The 15,356-nt window shown below is 58.0% G+C and carries 14 protein-coding genes; 5 read left to right on the top strand and 9 right to left on the bottom strand.

The features are described from left to right. Positions 1-65 precede the first annotated feature (65 nt). Positions 66-659 (top strand): hypothetical protein, encoded by a 594-nt coding sequence (locus WA411_RS01650; protein WP_291905310.1) that lies wholly within the window; start codon positions 66-68, stop codon positions 657-659. A 92-nt stretch (positions 660-751) separates the two neighbouring features. Here the strand turns inward: WA411_RS01650 and WA411_RS01655 are convergent, their stop codons facing one another. The 3 genes from WA411_RS01655 to WA411_RS01665 form a co-directional block, all read right to left on the bottom strand. Continuing rightward, positions 752-2,149 carry a sodium-dependent transporter gene (locus tag WA411_RS01655; protein ID WP_209399276.1) on the bottom strand — a complete coding sequence of 466 codons (1,398 nt, stop codon included), beginning with the start codon at positions 2,147-2,149 and terminating at the stop codon, positions 752-754. Positions 2,150-2,315: 166 nt separating this feature from the next. Next, a complete protein-coding gene (locus WA411_RS01660; RefSeq protein WP_291905307.1) occupies positions 2,316-3,890 on the bottom strand; it encodes a methyl-accepting chemotaxis protein in 1,575 nt (524 codons plus the stop codon). Positions 3,891-4,041: 151 nt separating this feature from the next. Beyond that, complete coding sequence (locus tag WA411_RS01665) at positions 4,042-4,914, bottom strand: carboxylate/amino acid/amine transporter (protein ID WP_153634245.1); 873 nt, start codon at positions 4,912-4,914, stop codon at positions 4,042-4,044. A gap of 85 nt (positions 4,915-4,999) precedes the next feature. Between WA411_RS01665 and WA411_RS01670 the strand changes: the two genes are divergently transcribed. Continuing rightward, positions 5,000-6,421: an MATE family efflux transporter gene (locus tag WA411_RS01670; protein WP_291905304.1), complete on the top strand. Its 1,422-nt coding sequence runs from the start codon at positions 5,000-5,002 to the stop codon at positions 6,419-6,421. On the opposite strand, the gene WA411_RS01675 is transcribed toward WA411_RS01670, so the two are convergent. After that, a complete protein-coding gene (locus tag WA411_RS01675; RefSeq protein ID WP_153634243.1) occupies positions 6,385-7,395 on the bottom strand; it encodes a GGDEF domain-containing protein in 1,011 nt (336 codons plus the stop codon). The two genes, WA411_RS01670 and WA411_RS01675, sit on opposite strands and share 37 nt — an antisense overlap. 281 nt (positions 7,396-7,676) lie before the next feature. Between WA411_RS01675 and WA411_RS01680 the strand changes: the two genes are divergently transcribed. After that, positions 7,677-8,801: an HD-GYP domain-containing protein gene (locus WA411_RS01680; RefSeq protein ID WP_069182580.1), complete on the top strand. Its 1,125-nt coding sequence runs from the start codon at positions 7,677-7,679 to the stop codon at positions 8,799-8,801. A 27-nt stretch (positions 8,802-8,828) separates the two neighbouring features. On the opposite strand, the gene fghA is transcribed toward WA411_RS01680, so the two are convergent. Then, positions 8,829-9,671 (bottom strand): S-formylglutathione hydrolase, encoded by an 843-nt coding sequence (gene fghA / locus WA411_RS01685; protein WP_069182579.1) that lies wholly within the window; start codon positions 9,669-9,671, stop codon positions 8,829-8,831. Positions 9,672-9,701: 30 nt separating this feature from the next. Beyond that, entirely contained in the window at positions 9,702-10,133 is a 432-nt protein-coding gene (locus tag WA411_RS01690; protein ID WP_008176998.1) for a CBS domain-containing protein, read from the bottom strand. 182 nt (positions 10,134-10,315) lie between these two features. Between WA411_RS01690 and WA411_RS01695 the strand changes: the two genes are divergently transcribed. Together WA411_RS01695 and WA411_RS01700 are read left to right on the top strand one after the other, a co-directional pair. After that, positions 10,316-11,677, top strand: coding sequence for an alanine/glycine:cation symporter family protein (locus WA411_RS01695; RefSeq protein WP_064229278.1), 1,362 nt, complete (start codon positions 10,316-10,318; stop codon positions 11,675-11,677). A 122-nt stretch (positions 11,678-11,799) separates the two neighbouring features. Then, positions 11,800-12,453: a peroxiredoxin gene (locus tag WA411_RS01700; protein WP_069182577.1), complete on the top strand. Its 654-nt coding sequence runs from the start codon at positions 11,800-11,802 to the stop codon at positions 12,451-12,453. Positions 12,454-12,562: 109 nt separating this feature from the next. Here WA411_RS01700 and WA411_RS01705 read toward each other — a convergent pair whose 3' ends face one another. The 3 genes from WA411_RS01705 to WA411_RS01715 all read right to left on the bottom strand — a co-directional run bounded on the left by WA411_RS01705 (position 12,563) and on the right by WA411_RS01715 (position 15,202). Beyond that, positions 12,563-13,345, bottom strand: coding sequence for a MetQ/NlpA family ABC transporter substrate-binding protein (locus WA411_RS01705; protein ID WP_069182576.1), 783 nt, complete (start codon positions 13,343-13,345; stop codon positions 12,563-12,565). Between the two features lie 184 nt (positions 13,346-13,529). After that, entirely contained in the window at positions 13,530-14,195 is a 666-nt protein-coding gene (locus WA411_RS01710) for a methionine ABC transporter permease (protein WP_069182575.1), read from the bottom strand. Further along, the gene (locus WA411_RS01715) at positions 14,195-15,202 is read right to left on the bottom strand and encodes a methionine ABC transporter ATP-binding protein (RefSeq protein ID WP_291905293.1); all 1,008 of its coding nucleotides are present in this window, start codon (positions 15,200-15,202) and stop codon (positions 14,195-14,197) included. The genes WA411_RS01710 and WA411_RS01715 overlap by 1 nt, the downstream gene beginning before the upstream one ends. Positions 15,203-15,356 lie beyond the last annotated feature (154 nt).

The following is a 15,356-nucleotide window of genomic DNA, read 5'->3' on the forward strand; positions in this document are numbered from 1 at the left end:
GGTAAGCGCTAATCTCGTGGGACTTCCGGACAAAGGAACCGGAAGCCCACACAAGGAGAACAGCCATGCATAACCCGCAACGACAGCCGATGCTGGTGTTGAACAGCATTATCCTCACAGCCGTTTTTTTTCTGCTTCCACTACTCCCTACCGAAAGCCACGCCGACACCCTGTCCGACCAGAAAGTGGCTTCGTTTATCGAAAGCGTTCGGGCGGCACAAACACTGGCTCCGGAGTTTGAGGAGCTGGAGCGTCAGATGGACAACCAGAACGAGAGCACCATGCCGGATTTCTCCCGGATCGTGTCGGACTCCCTGGAGCAGATGAAAGGCCATGAAGCCTATGGCCGCCTGGAAGACGTGGTGCAGGATCACGGCTTCGACAGCCTGGAATCCTGGGGTGCCACGGGCGACCGTGTTTTCCAGGCCTGGATGGCCATCGAAATGGCAGAGCAGAATCCTGCAGCGAGACGAGAGATGGAGGCCACACTGGCCGAGATGGAAAACAGCCCGCACATGACGGCCGAACAGAAAGCCCAGATGCGCGCCATGATGGAGAGTGCGATGGGTGCCATGCAGAGCGCGAGCAATGCTCCGGCGGAAGATATCGAGGCGGTGCGCCCCCATGTGGAGGCACTCAGGCAGCTAGGCGAAGAGTAAAAAGCACTCCTGAAAACAAAAAGCCCGGCAGTGTGACTTGCCGGGCTTTTTCATTGCCACGTTGCATTCAACCGTAAAGCTGATCCCTCGGGTCAGGACATCAGGTTGTAGACAAACACGATGGCAACGGCGAGGGGCGTGACAAACCGGATAAGGTTGTACCACAGGGTAAAGGCTCCGCCCTCCAGGGCCAGATCCGTTTTCAGAGATTCCTTCGCTACGAACCAGCCCACAAACACCGCCGTCAGCAGCCCGGAGAGCGGCAACAGCACATTCGCGGTGAAGAAGTCCAGCAAGTCAAAGATGGTCTTGCCTTCAAAGCGCTCGAACATGGCCAGCGGGGCCACATCGGACCAGAGATTGAGCGACAGAATCGAGGCAATCCCCAGCGCCCAGCAAAGCACACCAACCAGGATGGCACTGCCTGTGCGCGCCAGGCTGGTCTTTTCCTCGACCCACTCAACCACCGGCTCCAGCAGGGAGATACCGGAAGTCCAGGCGGCGAACAGCAGCAGAATGAAAAACAAGGTGCCAAACAGTCCACCCATCGGCATGTTGCCGAAGGCCAGCGGCAGGGTCTGGAAGATCAGCCCAGGGCCGGCACCGGCTTCCAGGCCATTGGCGAACACCACCGGAAAAATGGCCAGGCCGGCCAGGAGCGCGACGACGGTATCCATGATGGCCACGCTCACCGCGGTGCGGCCGATGGACACATCCCGACCCAGATAGGAACCGTAGGCCATCATGATGGCCATACCCAGGCTGAGGGTGAAGAAGGCGTGGCCAAGGGCAATCAACACTCCGTTAAAGGTCAGAGCGCCGAAATTCGGTGTGAACAGGAAGCTGACGGCCTCGCCAAAATGACCTGTCGTGGTGGCATAGCCAACGGCTAACAGAAGGAGAATAAACAGGGCCGGCATGAGGATGGTAACGGCCCGCTCAAGACCGCCTTTCAGCCCCTGGGAAACCACAAGGATCACCAGCGCCATAAAGACGGTGTGCCAGAGCAGCAACTGACCCGGGCTGGCCAGCAAGCCACCGAACAACTCACCAATGGAATCTGCGGTACCGCCGGTGAAGTCACCCATGGCGGCATGCCCCACGTAGGACGCAGCCCAGCCACCAATCACCGAATAAAAGGAGAGGATCACGAAGGCCGCAATCATCCCGATGATGGCCGAAATCCGCCAGCCCGGGGCGCTGAGATTGCGCTCGGCCACCAGACGCATACTGGTGATGGGGTTATGGCGCCCATTCCGGCCGATAAACACTTCCGCCATCATGATGGGAATACCGATTACGGCGATACACAGCAGGTAAACCAGTACAAAGGCGCCACCACCGTTTTCGCCGGTAACGTAGGGAAACTTCCAGATATTACCGAGACCAACGGCCGAACCGGTTGCCGCCAGAATAAACGCCAACCGGGAGGACCAGAGACCGCGGGTGGCCCCTGAACCGTTGCCCGAAACCGAGTTGGACTGAGTCATGTTGTGTTCCTGTGCTTTCAGCTGAGGAATGGCTTTAAAAAGGGCGAGCCACGGACTTGCCGCGGCAATTGGGGCGGGATTCTGCCAGCACTGACGCTGTGATGCCAGTGCTGGCGAGCTCCCGAGCCGGCTGGGTTCCGGCGTGGGGCAAGGAAGATAAAGCTAACTAGCCGTTTTTGCTGATAAACCTGCTAATCAGGTCTTTCAGGCCACGGGACATAGTGCTGAGCCGGTCACTGCTCTGCTTGGCAGAGTCGGCCTGGGCGTCACTGTGATCGGCCAACTCGGCAATGTTGGTGATCTGGCGATTGATCTCGTCCGACACCTGACTCTGCTCTTCAAAGGCCGCAGACATACTGATAAAGCTGTCGGAAATGGTCTCGATCGAGGTCACGATATCCTTCAGGGAGCTCTCCGCCTCCCGCACTTTCTCAAGCCCCTGACCTGCCACGGCTTCGCCGTCGCGGGTTGCCTGGACCGCGGAATCCACCTGCTGGCGGAAGTCGTCGATCACATTCTGGATCCGCACGGTGGATTCCCGGGTCCGACGGGCCAGTGAGCGCACTTCATCCGCGACCACCGCAAAACCGCGGCCCTGTTCACCGGCACGCGCCGCTTCGATAGCCGCGTTCAGTGCCAGGAGGTTGGTCTGCTCGGCAATCTCGGAAATCAGGTTGGCGGCCTCACCGATGCTGTTGGTGGACTCACCCAGCTTGCTGATTGTCGAACCAATTCCATTTACGCGGGTTACCAGCTCCTCAATAGACACCAGTGCCTCGGCGCTCCGATCGCTACCCACACCCGCCAGACGATTAGCCTCCTCGGCTTCACGGGCGTTGCTGGTTACCGACTCCGCCACTTCCTGGATTGAGGCCGTCATTTCGTTGATGGCCGAAGCAGTCTGGTCGGTTTCCGCGCGCTGCCGGGCAATCGCCGCTGCGCCATCGCTGATATAGCCGTGGGAAGCACGTGCCTGCTCGTAGAGCAGTTCTGCCTGATCATCAATCCGTGCCAGTGCAGTACGAACCCTGGCCTCCTCACTGACTAGCATCAGCGACACCTGTGAGAACAGCCCCCGCTCGTCACTGTAGGTGCGGGCGACAATCGGATCGCGGAAGGCATCGGGGCGAAGATCCAGTAGCCTGCGCAAACGGGCAGCCAGGGAACTGAACACCAGACCGAAGCCCAGGGCATGACCGATGACAATCAAACCCGCTGCCAGCCAGGGCTGGTTGAGCTGAAGCGCTCCCAGGCTCAAAACCAGAGAAACCAGGAATGGCCAGCCAGAACGAAGCATCGACGAGGCACGATTGCTGAACGATGAGGTCATCTTTCCGGCAGAGATCTTGGCATACAGCCGCTCGGCACGGGCAGTCTGCTCGCGGGTCGGCTCGACCCGCACGGATTCGTAGCCCACCATCTGGCCGTTCTCACGGATCGGCGTAACGTAAGCGCTGACCCAGTAGTGGTCACCACTCTTTGCCCGGTTCTTGACCACACCCATCCAGGCCTTGCCGGCCTTGAGGTAATCCCACATATCCTTGAACACAGCCTGGGGCATGTCAGGATGACGGATGATGTTGTGGGCCTGACCGATCAGCTCCTCCCTTGAGAAACCGCTGATTTCCTCAAACTCGTCATTGCAGTATGTGATAACGCCCTTCAAATCCGTGGTGCTGATCAACCGCCCGCCTTTTCGCATCTTGATTTCACGCTGGGTTACCGGGAGATTCTTACGCATAAACGGACCTTCTGACTCGAAGCTGACCAAGGAAAATGAAACAGGCGCAAAAGAGTAGCCCCTGATGAACACCATTGATATTCATCAAAAGTTACCCTGCGTATGGGAGTTTAACGGCAGAGGGTGACGGAACCTTAGTGCGTGCAGTTACTTATGTCGAAACAGCCAGCCGTGCCCGGGGATGGAAACGGGCGTTTACCCACAGGGAGAAGACGATAACCCCGCCACCGACCGCCAGCCTCAGCAGGTCGGCATCACGGTTCCAGATCAGCAGATTGACCACCAGGCCCGCAGGCACCAGGGCATTGTTCATGATTGCCAGAGTACCGGCATCCACCACGCAGGCACCGCGGTTCCAGAGGAAAAGACCGAGGCCCGAGGCAGCAAGCCCCAGCCACGCCAGGATGCCCCACTGCACCGGGGTGGTGGGCAGTTTCTCGGCGTTACCGAAAATGAGGAAGGATGGCAGCGCAATGATCAGGGCGCCGAAGAAAAAATAGCCGAAGGTGCGGTAAGCAGGCATGCCGGTAGGGTAATGCTGCATGACATGCTTGTATCCCACCTGGCCGGCGGCAAACGTAAAATTCGCCACCTGCAGCAACAGGAAGCCAGTGATAAAGTCCTCACTGAGCCCATCGTAGCGTATGATACCCGCGCCAACAGTTGCGATGGCCGCCGCAAGGAGCGCCACCGGTGAAAACCGGCGAAACAGCGCGTCATCCAGCAGGGTCACATACAGCGGGGTGAAAATCGTGAACAGCAGCACTTCCGGAACAGTCAGGTAGCTGAAAGACCGGTAAAGACACAGGTAGGTAATACCGAACTGCAACATGCCGGTTACCAGGATGCCCAGCTTCTGTCCCGGAGCCACGCCACGCCAGCGGGTGAACGGCAAAAACACCAGAGCACCGAGCAGAACACGGCTGAGCACCGCAAAATCGCTGTCTACCTGGCCGGCCAGAAATTCGCCGATCAGACTAAAAGAAAACGCCCACAGAACGGTAACAAAAACCAGAAGTCCCATCGCCACTGCCATCTGTTGTGATCAAGGCGCGTACTTTAACGGTTTTGGGAGAAACTTGCAGTGCAGAAGCACCGGATAGCACCCAATGGATGAAATCCACCAGCCATTACCGGAACCCAGGCAGCCTCTGGTGGCCCGAACCCTCACCGAGTGGCGAACCCTCGCCATTCTGGGCGGGCCGATCCTGATTGCGCAGGTCGCCCAGATGGCCAACGGCGTGATCGATACCATCATGGCCGGCCACGCCAGTGCCGAGGACCTGGCTGCGGTGGGTATTGGCAGTAGCCTGTGGATGCCCCTGTTCCTGTTTTTCATGGGCATGCTGGGAGCCCTGCAACCCATCATTTCCGGCTACAACGGCGCCCGGGAGGTTGGGAAAATCATGCCCGCCACCTGGCAGGGACTGTATCTGGCCGCCGCCGGGTCCCTGATCATGATCCTGTTGCTGACCCACGTACACCCGGTGCTGGCGCTTCTGAACCTGGAGGCCAACATCGCACGCATTACCCAGGGCTACCTCAATGCCTTTGCCTGGGGTATTCCGGCCCTGCTGTTACTGACAGCACTTCGGGGCCTGACCGATGGCCTCGGGCACACCCGCGTGATCATGGCCTTCTCCGTGCTCAGCACACTGATCAACCTACCGATGAACTACATCTTCATCTACGGCAAGCTGGGGCTGCCAGCAATGGGCGGGGTTGGCTGCGGCTGGGCCACCTCCATTTCCAATGGCGTCGCGGCAGCAGCCTTGCTGGTCTACCTGAACCGCAGCCGGGTGTACCGCCAGTTCCACCTGATTGCTGATTGGGTCAAGCCGGATCTGGCAGGCATGCGCTATATCCTGGGCATCGGCGTGCCCATCGGCTTTACCATTTTCGTCGAGGCCAGTCTGTTCTCGGTGATCGCCCTGTTTCTGGCTCCCCTTGGCCCGGTGGTGGTGGCCGGCCATCAGATAGCGCTGAATGTGGTGTCTTTGCTATTCATGCTGCCACTGAGCATAGGCATGGCACTGACGCTGCGAGTCAGCTTCCTGATGGGTGCCCGGGCGCCTGCCACTGCAAGGCTGATCTCCCGCAGTTCCCTGATTCTCGCCGCCGCCACGGCGCTGGTTTTTGCAATACTGCTGTTTGTGTTTTCACGGGAAATCGCAGCACTCTACACCAGTGATTCAGAGGTTCAGGCGGTGACCGTGAGGCTTCTGATGTTCGCTGCCCTGTTCCAGATTGCCGATGTTATCCAGGTAACCTGCATCAGTGCATTGCGTGGCTACAAGGACACCCGTATTCCGATGTTCATCATGCTGTTTTCATTCTGGGGTGTAGGCCTGCCACTGGGATATCTGCTGACGTTCACAGACTGGCTGGTGCCGGCCATGGGCGCTGCCGGTTTCTGGGTGGGCCTGACTGGTGGACTGGCATCTGCCAGCATTCTGTTGGGCTGGAGACTGTTCCTGTATGCGCCTGATAACAGTCAGACGGCATCGGCTGCCGGTTCCGGCGCCTCATGAAGATCCGCAAATACGATCCGGTCCCGACCGGTTTCCTTGGCTTCATACAGTGCTGCATCAGCCCGGGCCAGCCAGCTGTCGACGCCCTCGCCATGGCGCAGCAGCGCCACGCCAAACGACGCGGTGACGGCCCCACCGGGGTGTTTCATATATTTGCGCAGCACCTGCTGCAAGTTATTCATTACCGCCTTGAGGCCGATACCATCCACCCCTGGCAAAAGCAGCACAAACTCCTCGCCGCCGTACCGGAACAACTGGTCTGATTTGCGCGTGTTCTGTTTCAGCAGGGCCACAAGATCAGTCAGCACGTCATCGCCGACACCATGCCCATGCTCATCGTTGATTCTCTTGAAATGATCGATATCCAGCAGAACCAGGGCATAGGGCAGTCCGGTGCGCTCGGCATTCGCTGCAGCCAGATCCAGTTCCTGATCCATGGAGCGCCGGTTCTTGATACCGGTAAGCGGATCAATCGTTGCCAGATGCTCCAGACGCTCCCGCTGATCATGATTCCTGTGGGCAAACACATAGGCACAGGCGCTGACCACAAACGCCGTTGAGGCAAAGGACCACATCTGGACATCAGAGCGGAAGGCACCGCCATGAATCATGAGTACGACGACGGAAGCGACGTTCAAAAAAACCGCGATACGAGGGTTGGCGAGAAAGAAAGTAGTTACAAGACAGGGATAAAGCCAAAAAAGCCCGGGTTCGCCCACCACGGCACCAACCGTTACCGCGCCGCTGCAGGCAATAACCGCAAGCACCAGGCCGCTTCGACGGGTATCCCCACTGGCCCACGCGTATATCAGCGTGATAAGAATGCCGACAAGAATTGCCGTGTCGACAGAACCCGCAAGGGTATTGCCCTGCATAAAGCGCATGGCAGCGAAAGGCGTAATGCCCAAAATCGCGCTAGCACCCAACAAAGTAATGATCGACAACCTGAAATCGGTCTTAAGGCGATGAAGCATTCAGCGTTAATTTCCATCAAAAAAACTATTCTGTATCCCAGAATAGCGCAATCAATTTGAATGATCGTTACGAAGCAACGATTCTTTACACATTGTCCTTCAAAAAAGACAAAGTGTGAACGCATGCTCATTTTTTTGCATCAGAAAACAGTAACAGCCGTAAAATCAGGTAAAACCATACCGCCCCATGCTCACAGAATTGCGGCTCCAGTGGAGGGCCATGGCCATTCGGGGTTACACTTGCAAAGCTACATAACTAACCTGTACCCGAGACACCTGTTTTGACCGAACTTGTTCGAATCGCTCCAGGCGCGCTGACCATCGGCCGCCCCCTGCCCTGGGATGTCTATGACACCGACGGGAATATCCTGTTGCGCCAGGGCTACGTGATTCAGACCAACTCCCAGCTGGAACAGTTGTTCGAACGGGGCCGATTCAAACCCCGCAAGATAGAGCGTCCCCAGGAAGAGGTCTTCGAGGATACACGGGATCGCAACCCGTTTGCCGATTACCCGGATCTGCTGCATTCCCTTGAAGCAACCCTGAACGCCATCACCGAATCCGACCCCTCGGCACAGAAACGCCTGCTGGGCCTGGCCCGGATGATTGAGCGCACCTGCACCGAGTCACCCGACGCAACCCTGGCGCTGGTTCATCTTTACTCGATCGGTCCGGTCATTCACGAGCAAATCCTGTTCTACGCCATTTTGTGCCAGTTCATTGGCCGTCAGTTCGGTCTTGAGGAGAGCCGGGTTGCCGTACTGACTGCCGCGGCCCTGACGGCCAATCTTGCACTGGTGCCCATTGCCGACAAGCTGAATGCGTCCAATACGGTCCTCAACGACGAGCAACGGAGCGTGATTCGCAAGCACCCGCAACGCAGCATCCAGGCCCTCAGGGCCGCAGGCATCGACAACAAGCTACTGCTCACCATCATCGCCCAACACCACGAACAGGCTGATGGCAGCGGCTATCCAAAAGGCCTCAGTGGCACCGAAATACGGCCAGAAGCGGAAATTCTGGCACTGGCAGAGCGCTACGTGGCCATGATCACCAAACGGGCCTACCGGCAGCGCATGAACGTGGCCAACGCCCGCAAGTTGATTGCCAATCTTGCAGACGGCAAGTATCGCCCGGCCATACCCAAGGCCCTGCTGCAGGTTCTGGGCGAGTTCCCGCCCGGCATTCTGGTTCGGCTGGAAAACAACGAAGTGGGCGTGGTAACTCGCCGGCCAGTGCGGGCCCGGGGGCCATTCGTTAAAGCCATTTTCGGCCCTCGCGGCAACCGTTATTCCGGCACTTTCGAGCGGGATACCAGCGAGCCTGACTTTGGTATCCAGGCTCTCGAGGAGCCCGAAATCATGCCCTCCATGGACTTCAGCCTGGTCTGGGGCTTCCGCTCCTGACCTGCTTCATCCTCCGATAGAGCCTGCTCAAAGACCCAGTGCTTCGGCATGATGATCCAGGTGATCATCAATAAACGAGGCAATGAAGAAATAGCTGTGGTCATAGCCCCGATGCATGCGCAGGTTGATGTGATGGTGGAACTTTTCACAGGTATCTGCCAGAACATCCGGGTTCAATTGACTGTCCAGGAACTCATCCGCCGTGCCCTGATCCACCAGTAGCGGCAATCGTTCGCGGGCGGTCGGGATCAGCAGGGTGGCATCCCATTCTTCCCAGCTACGAGGATCATCCCCCAGATAGCCCTTGAAGGCTTTCTGGCCCCAGGGACATTCGGTGGGGTTGGCAATGGGTGCAAAGGCAGACACCGAAGCATAGCGGCCGGGGTTTTTCAGGGCGCAGATCAAGGCACCATGGCCACCCATGGAATGACCGCTGACAGATCGTTTGTCCGTAACCGGCAATTCGTTCTCGATCAGCTGCGGCAATTCCTTCACCACATAATCATACATCCGGTAATGGGGTGCCCAGGGTTGCTCGGTGGCGTTGATGTAGAAACCGGCTCCGGAGCCAAAATCGTAACTGTCGTCCTCGCCCGGCAGGTTTACCCCACGGGGGCTGGTGTCCGGGCACACAATCGCCATGCCGAGCTGTGCAGCCCGTTTCTGGGCACCCGCCTTTTGCATGAAATTCTGGTCGGTGCAGGTCAGGCCTGATAGCCAGTAGAGAACCGGCACCTTCTTCGGGTTGGAGCTCACTGCCACGGGCGGCAGGTACACCGCAAACTCCATGTCGCATTCGAGGGTAGCGGAAGTATGCCGGTAGCGGCGGTGCTCGCCTTCGAAACAGACGTTCGTGGATAGGAGTTCCATAGTGTCCTCAATTCAGAAAATAGGTGTGTTTCAGTCCAGGGCACTGGCGTGCTTTGGCGGCTCGAGACCGAAACCGGTGCGCGCCAGCTCGGCCAGGATAGCAGTACGGGTGACAATACCAATCAGTTTGCCGTGATCCACAACAGGGTACACCTTTGGCTTGCCCGCACCGAGGTTCTGGGCAAGATCCACTACGGCCATCTCTGCCGAAATCGTCACCGGTTTCCGGAACATGACGTCGTCAACAAGTGGATCGCCCTCACGGTGATAGCCGCTGACCAGCAGGGCATGGATACAGTCCTGCTCGGAGATGAATCCGATAACATGGCGCTGGTCATCAACAACCGGAAGGCCGGTTACGTGATTGTGGAGCAGCGTCTTCACCACCTTGGTGAGCTGCGTGCCACAGCGGACCGGCTCGATGTGGTTCCACATGACATCTGACACTTTCAGTGAACGCATGGGCAGATTCCCTCCCCTTGTTGGATAGTCGCCATTGCTATGAGCATAGGCAATCACACCCGAATCCACCAATTTTCCCGGGCCGTCGGTTTACACGGAAAGATATCTGACTAAACTCAACCGGTTATACCCAACCCGGGTCAAAAATCCATACCAATCCATGGCATACAGAGGGAGATCCCATGGAAGCTATTTCTGAATTTGTAGGACAGATAAACGGACTGGTCTGGGGCCCACCCATGCTGGTTCTGATACTGGGCGTCGGGCTCTTCCTCAGTCTCGGCCTCAAGTTGATGCCGGTGCTGAAGCTGGGCGCCGGCTTCCGGCTGATGTGGAAAGGTCGTACTGCCGCCGGAGCCGAATCCGAGGGTGAAATCCCGCCGTTCCAGGCGTTGATGACAGCCCTTTCTGCCACTGTGGGCACCGGCAACATTGCCGGTGTTGCAACCGCGGTGTTCCTCGGCGGCCCCGGGGCCCTCTTCTGGATGTGGCTCACGGCCCTGGTGGGCATGGCCACCAAGTACTCCGAAGCAGTGCTGGCCGTGCGCTACCGGGAGGTGGACGAGCGCGGTGATCACGTTGGTGGCCCCATGTACTACATCCGCAACGGGCTGGGCCGCAAGTGGGCCTGGCTTGGTGTCCTGTTCGCCGTATTTGCCGCCATTGCCGGCTTCGGCATCGGCAACACGGTTCAGGCCAATTCGGTGGCGGATGTCATGGAAACCAACTTCGGACTGCCACACTGGCTGACTGGCCTGGTGCTCATGGTCCTGGTGGGCATGGTCCTGATTGGTGGCATCCGCAGGATCGGCCATGTTGCCAGTGCCCTGGTGCCGTTGATGGCGGTTTCCTATCTGATTGCCGGGCTGGTGGTGCTGGCGATTAACGCCGCCGACATTCCCGCCGCCTTTTCCCTGGTGATCAAGCACGCCTTTAGCCCCATCGCCGCCGAGGGTGGATTTGCCGGTGCAGCCGTGTGGGCCGCAATCCGTTTCGGTGTGGCGCGAGGCATCTTTTCCAATGAAGCGGGCCTCGGCTCCGCGCCCATTGCCCACGCCGCGGCGCAAACCCGTAACCCGATCAACCAGGGTATGGTGGCCATGCTTGGCACCTTCATTGACACCATTATTATCTGCACCATCACCGGCCTGGTGATTATTACCTCCGGCACCTGGACCTCCGGGGAATCCGGCGCTGCCCTGACATCCATGGCGTTTCAGGAGGCGCTACCCGGCGTTGGCAACTATCTTGTAGCTATCGCCCTGGCAGTTTTTGCCTTTACAACCATTCTTGGCTGGTCGTTCTACGGCGAACGCTGTATCGAGTTCCTGTTCGGCGTAAAGGCGATTGTGCCTTACCGCGTTGCATGGATTCTGGCCATCCCCGTTGGCGCCACCCTCAACCTGGGCTTCGTCTGGCTGGTGGCAGACACCCTGAATGCCATGATGGCGCTGCCAAACCTGATAGCCCTGCTGATGCTGAGCCCGGTCGTGTTCAAGCTTACCCGGGAGCACTTTGAGAAAGAGAAGGCATTGGGGGTTTGAGCCCCTTGTAATTGCCTCATCTGGCACCAAGGTTTGACGTATACAAGCAGAATACAACCCGGCAGTTTTCTCGCCGGTATAACAAACGAAATTGTCACTACCATGATCGAAGGAGAGTACACATGACTTTACGTCTCGGAGATACCGCACCCGATTTTGAGCAGGACTCCAGTGAAGGGAAGATTTCGTTTTACGACTGGCTGGGAGACAGCTGGGGCGTGCTGTTTTCACACCCGGCGGATTTTACCCCGGTCTGCACCACGGAACTGGGCCTGACCGCCAAGCTGAAGGATGAGTTCGCCAAGCGCGGTGTGAAGGCCATCGCCCTGAGTGTCGATCCCGTTGACTCCCACCACGAGTGGATCAAGGACATCAACGAAACCCAGGGTTGCTCGGTGAACTTCCCGATCATCGCGGACCATGATCGCAAAGTGTCGCAGCTGTACGACATGATCCACCCCAATGCCGACAGCAGCCTCACGGTGCGTTCGCTGTTCGTGATTGATCCGAACAAGAAAGTGCGCCTGATGATTACCTACCCGGCCAGCACCGGTCGTAACTTCAACGAAGTTCTGCGCGTGATCGATTCGCTGCAGCTGACCGACGAACATAAGGTCGCCACACCGGGCAACTGGGAGCGTGGCGGCGACGTGGTTATCGTCCCGTCCCTGCAGGACGAGGAAGAAATCAAGCAACGCTTCCCGAAGGGCTACAAGGCGGTGAAATCCTACCTGCGGATGACACCCGACCCGAAAGCCAACTGGAGCGGTGACTGATCACCAGCCTCCAGAGCAATTAAAAAGGCCGGGCAGCTTGCGCTGCCCGGCCTTTTTTGTGCGACTGAGGCCAGGTGAATACCTTCACCTGACCTCGATACCTGAACGATCAGAATGCCGGAACAACGGCACCCTCATACTTCTCCATGATGAAGTCGCGAACGGCATCGGACTTCAGGGCCTCTGCCAGCTTCTGCATGGCTTCGCTGTCCTTGTTATCCGGACGGGCCACCAGGATGTTTACGTAGGGCGAATCTGAACCCTCAATCACCAGTGCATCTTCAGTCGGGTTAAGACCCGCTTCCAAGGCATAGTTGGTATTGATCAGCGCAATGTCTACCTGATTAAGGATCCGCGGCAATGTGGCTGCTTCCAGCTCCTTGAAGTCCAGATCTTTAGGGTTCTCGGCAATGTCACGGGGAGTCGCTGTGATCTTGCTCTCGTCCTTCAGTGTGATCAGACCCGCCTTCTGGAGCAGCAGCAGGGCACGACCTCCGTTGGTGGGATCGTTAGGGATGGCGACAACCGCACCGTCTTCAAGAGCGTCCAGCGATTCAATCTTGCTGGAGTAAGCGCCAAACGGCTCAACGTGAACGCCGGTCACGGTTACCAGGTTGGTACCACGGCCTTCGTTGAACTCGTCCAGGTACGGCTGGTGCTGGAAGAAGTTAGCGTCCATCCGCTTCTGGTCCACCTGGATGTTCGGCTGGATGTAATCGGTAAATACTTTAACGTCCAGCTCAACACCTTGCTCAGCCAGTTGAGGCTTCACGAATTCCAGAATCTCGGCATGGGGAACCGGTGTCGCGGCTACAGAAAGCTCTTCGGCAGCGACGGCACCTGAGAAAGTAGCTGCTGCAGCCAAGGCTGCGAGTGATTTCTTCAGATTCATAAATAGATACTCCTCTTAACAGTTAACAAAACGTGTTGGCTTACCTGAATAGCCCGGGCCGCTGGCAGGGAAGCCCTTCCGAAAACGTGGAGCGCCAGGGATGGCGCGACCGAGCCCTACAGGGACGTATTTACGGGCGTTTTTCGGAAGGGCTTCCCCGCCAGCGGCTTGCACCAAGGCATGCCTATTTGCGGCTGAAGTACAAAACCAGACGGTCGCCAACCATCTGTAGGACTTGGACAAAAATAACCAGTAGGGCGACTGTAATGACCATTACGTCGGTCTGGAATCGTTGATAGCCGAAGCGGATGGCCAGGTCGCCGAGACCGCCGCCACCGATAACGCCGGACATGGCCGCGTACGACACCAGGGTGATGGCGGTAACGGTGACACCGGCGATGATCCCGGGAAGCGCTTCCGGTAACAGAGCTCCGAAGATGATCTGTTTAACACTGGCGCCCATGGCCTGGGTGGCTTCGATGATTCCGCGATCAACTTCCCGCAAAGACGTTTCTACCAACCGAGCAAAGAACGGCGCGCCGCCAGCCACCAGCGGCGGGATTGCTCCGGCTACGCCCAGCGACGTGCCGATCAGCATTACTGTAAAGGGAATCATAACGATCAGCAGGATGATGAACGGCACGGAACGGAGTACGTTCACCACGAACGACAGCACCGCATAGGCCACCGGCTGTTCCAGCAGCTGGCGTTTGCCGAAGAGGAACAGCAGCACGCCGATGGGCAGACCGATCAGGACGCTGAACAGCAGGGACATGCCCACCATCACCAGGGTATCCCAGCTGGCCCAGCCGATTTCGGTCCAGTCTACATTGCTTAACAGGGCTTCCATCAGCGCAGTACCTCCACGTGAACGTCGGCAGCTTTCAGCGCCTCCATGGCCACCTCGAGATCACCGCCCACCAGTGACAGGGTCAGCTGGCCGTAGGGGGTGTCCTTAATGTGGTCGATACGGCCGGAAAGGATGCTGAAATCCACGCCAGACTCCCGGGCGACGCTGCCCAGCAGCGGCTTGTAGGTGGATTCGCCCTTGAAGGTCAGGCGGAGGATCCGGCCGTTGGCCTTGCTCAGGTCTTCCTGAAGTTCGTCCCGGTCAATGCTCTCGCTTTCGAACACGAAGTCCCGTGTGGTCGGGTGTTTCGGATGCAGGAACACTTCGCTGACCGGGCCCATTTCAACCACTTCACCAGCGTCCATCACGGCCACGCGGTCGCAGACCCGGCGCACCACGTCCATTTCATGGGTGATCAGTACGATGGTCAGGCCCAGTTCCCGGTTGATATCGGCCAGCAGCTTCAGCACCGACTGGGTGGTCTGCGGATCCAGGGCGCTGGTAGCCTCGTCGCAAAGAAGGATAGTAGGTCGACAGGCGAGAGCCCGTGCGATGCCCACTCGCTGCTTCTGGCCGCCAGAGAGCTGCGACGGGTATTTGTTAGCGTGGTCTGTGAGGCTGACCCGAGCCAGCAGCTCCTGAACCCGATCCCGGATCTCGGCCTTCGAGTAGATGCCCGCAAGCTTCATGGGGAAGGCAATGTTGTCCGCCACGGTTTTCGACGACAACAGGTTAAAGTGCTGGAAGATCATTCCCACTTTGCGGCGAAAGGCGCGAAGCTCGGCAGCGTCGTAGTCGGTGATGTTCTCGCCGTCGATCAGAATACGGCCGCCAGTGGGTGGTTCCAGCAGGTTGATCAGACGCACCAGCGTCGATTTACCGGCGCCGGAATGGCCTACGATGCCGAACACCTCGCCGGTTTCAATGGTCATATCAGTGGGGTGAAGCGCGGGGATCGCCCGGCCGCCTACCTGATACGACTTCTGTACCTGGTCAAATACAATCACGGTCAGCGCCTTGTGGGTGCAGCGTTAAAACCGGCGATTATAGCCCAAACGGTCGGCAAACCCGAATTCCGGAATGATTCTCAGTGTGGGTAGATATCCTTACACAAACGGTTACCTGACACCGCGCAGCCTGGTGAACTAAACTTGGAAAGCA

The organism is Marinobacter sp. CH_CUG1437-1 (genome assembly GCF_037029655.1).
Taxonomy (GTDB): Bacteria; Pseudomonadota; Gammaproteobacteria; order Pseudomonadales; family Oleiphilaceae; genus Marinobacter; species Marinobacter salsuginis.

Coding starts and splice junctions, on each gene's coding strand:
- WA411_RS01650 (WP_291905310.1), top strand. CDS start 66: ATGCATAACCCGCAACGACAGCCGATGCTGGTGTTGAACAGCATTATC.
- WA411_RS01655 (WP_209399276.1), bottom strand. CDS start 2,149: ATGACTCAGTCCAACTCGGTTTCGGGCAACGGTTCAGGGGCCACCCGC.
- WA411_RS01660 (WP_291905307.1), bottom strand. CDS start 3,890: ATGCGTAAGAATCTCCCGGTAACCCAGCGTGAAATCAAGATGCGAAAA.
- WA411_RS01665 (WP_153634245.1), bottom strand. CDS start 4,914: ATGGGACTTCTGGTTTTTGTTACCGTTCTGTGGGCGTTTTCTTTTAGT.
- WA411_RS01670 (WP_291905304.1), top strand. CDS start 5,000: ATGGATGAAATCCACCAGCCATTACCGGAACCCAGGCAGCCTCTGGTG.
- WA411_RS01675 (WP_153634243.1), bottom strand. CDS start 7,395: ATGCTTCATCGCCTTAAGACCGATTTCAGGTTGTCGATCATTACTTTG.
- fghA (WP_069182579.1), bottom strand. CDS start 9,671: ATGGAACTCCTATCCACGAACGTCTGTTTCGAAGGCGAGCACCGCCGC.
- WA411_RS01690 (WP_008176998.1), bottom strand. CDS start 10,133: ATGCGTTCACTGAAAGTGTCAGATGTCATGTGGAACCACATCGAGCCG.
- WA411_RS01695 (WP_064229278.1), top strand. CDS start 10,316: ATGGAAGCTATTTCTGAATTTGTAGGACAGATAAACGGACTGGTCTGG.
- WA411_RS01700 (WP_069182577.1), top strand. CDS start 11,800: ATGACTTTACGTCTCGGAGATACCGCACCCGATTTTGAGCAGGACTCC.
- WA411_RS01705 (WP_069182576.1), bottom strand. CDS start 13,345: ATGAATCTGAAGAAATCACTCGCAGCCTTGGCTGCAGCAGCTACTTTC.
- WA411_RS01710 (WP_069182575.1), bottom strand. CDS start 14,195: ATGGAAGCCCTGTTAAGCAATGTAGACTGGACCGAAATCGGCTGGGCC.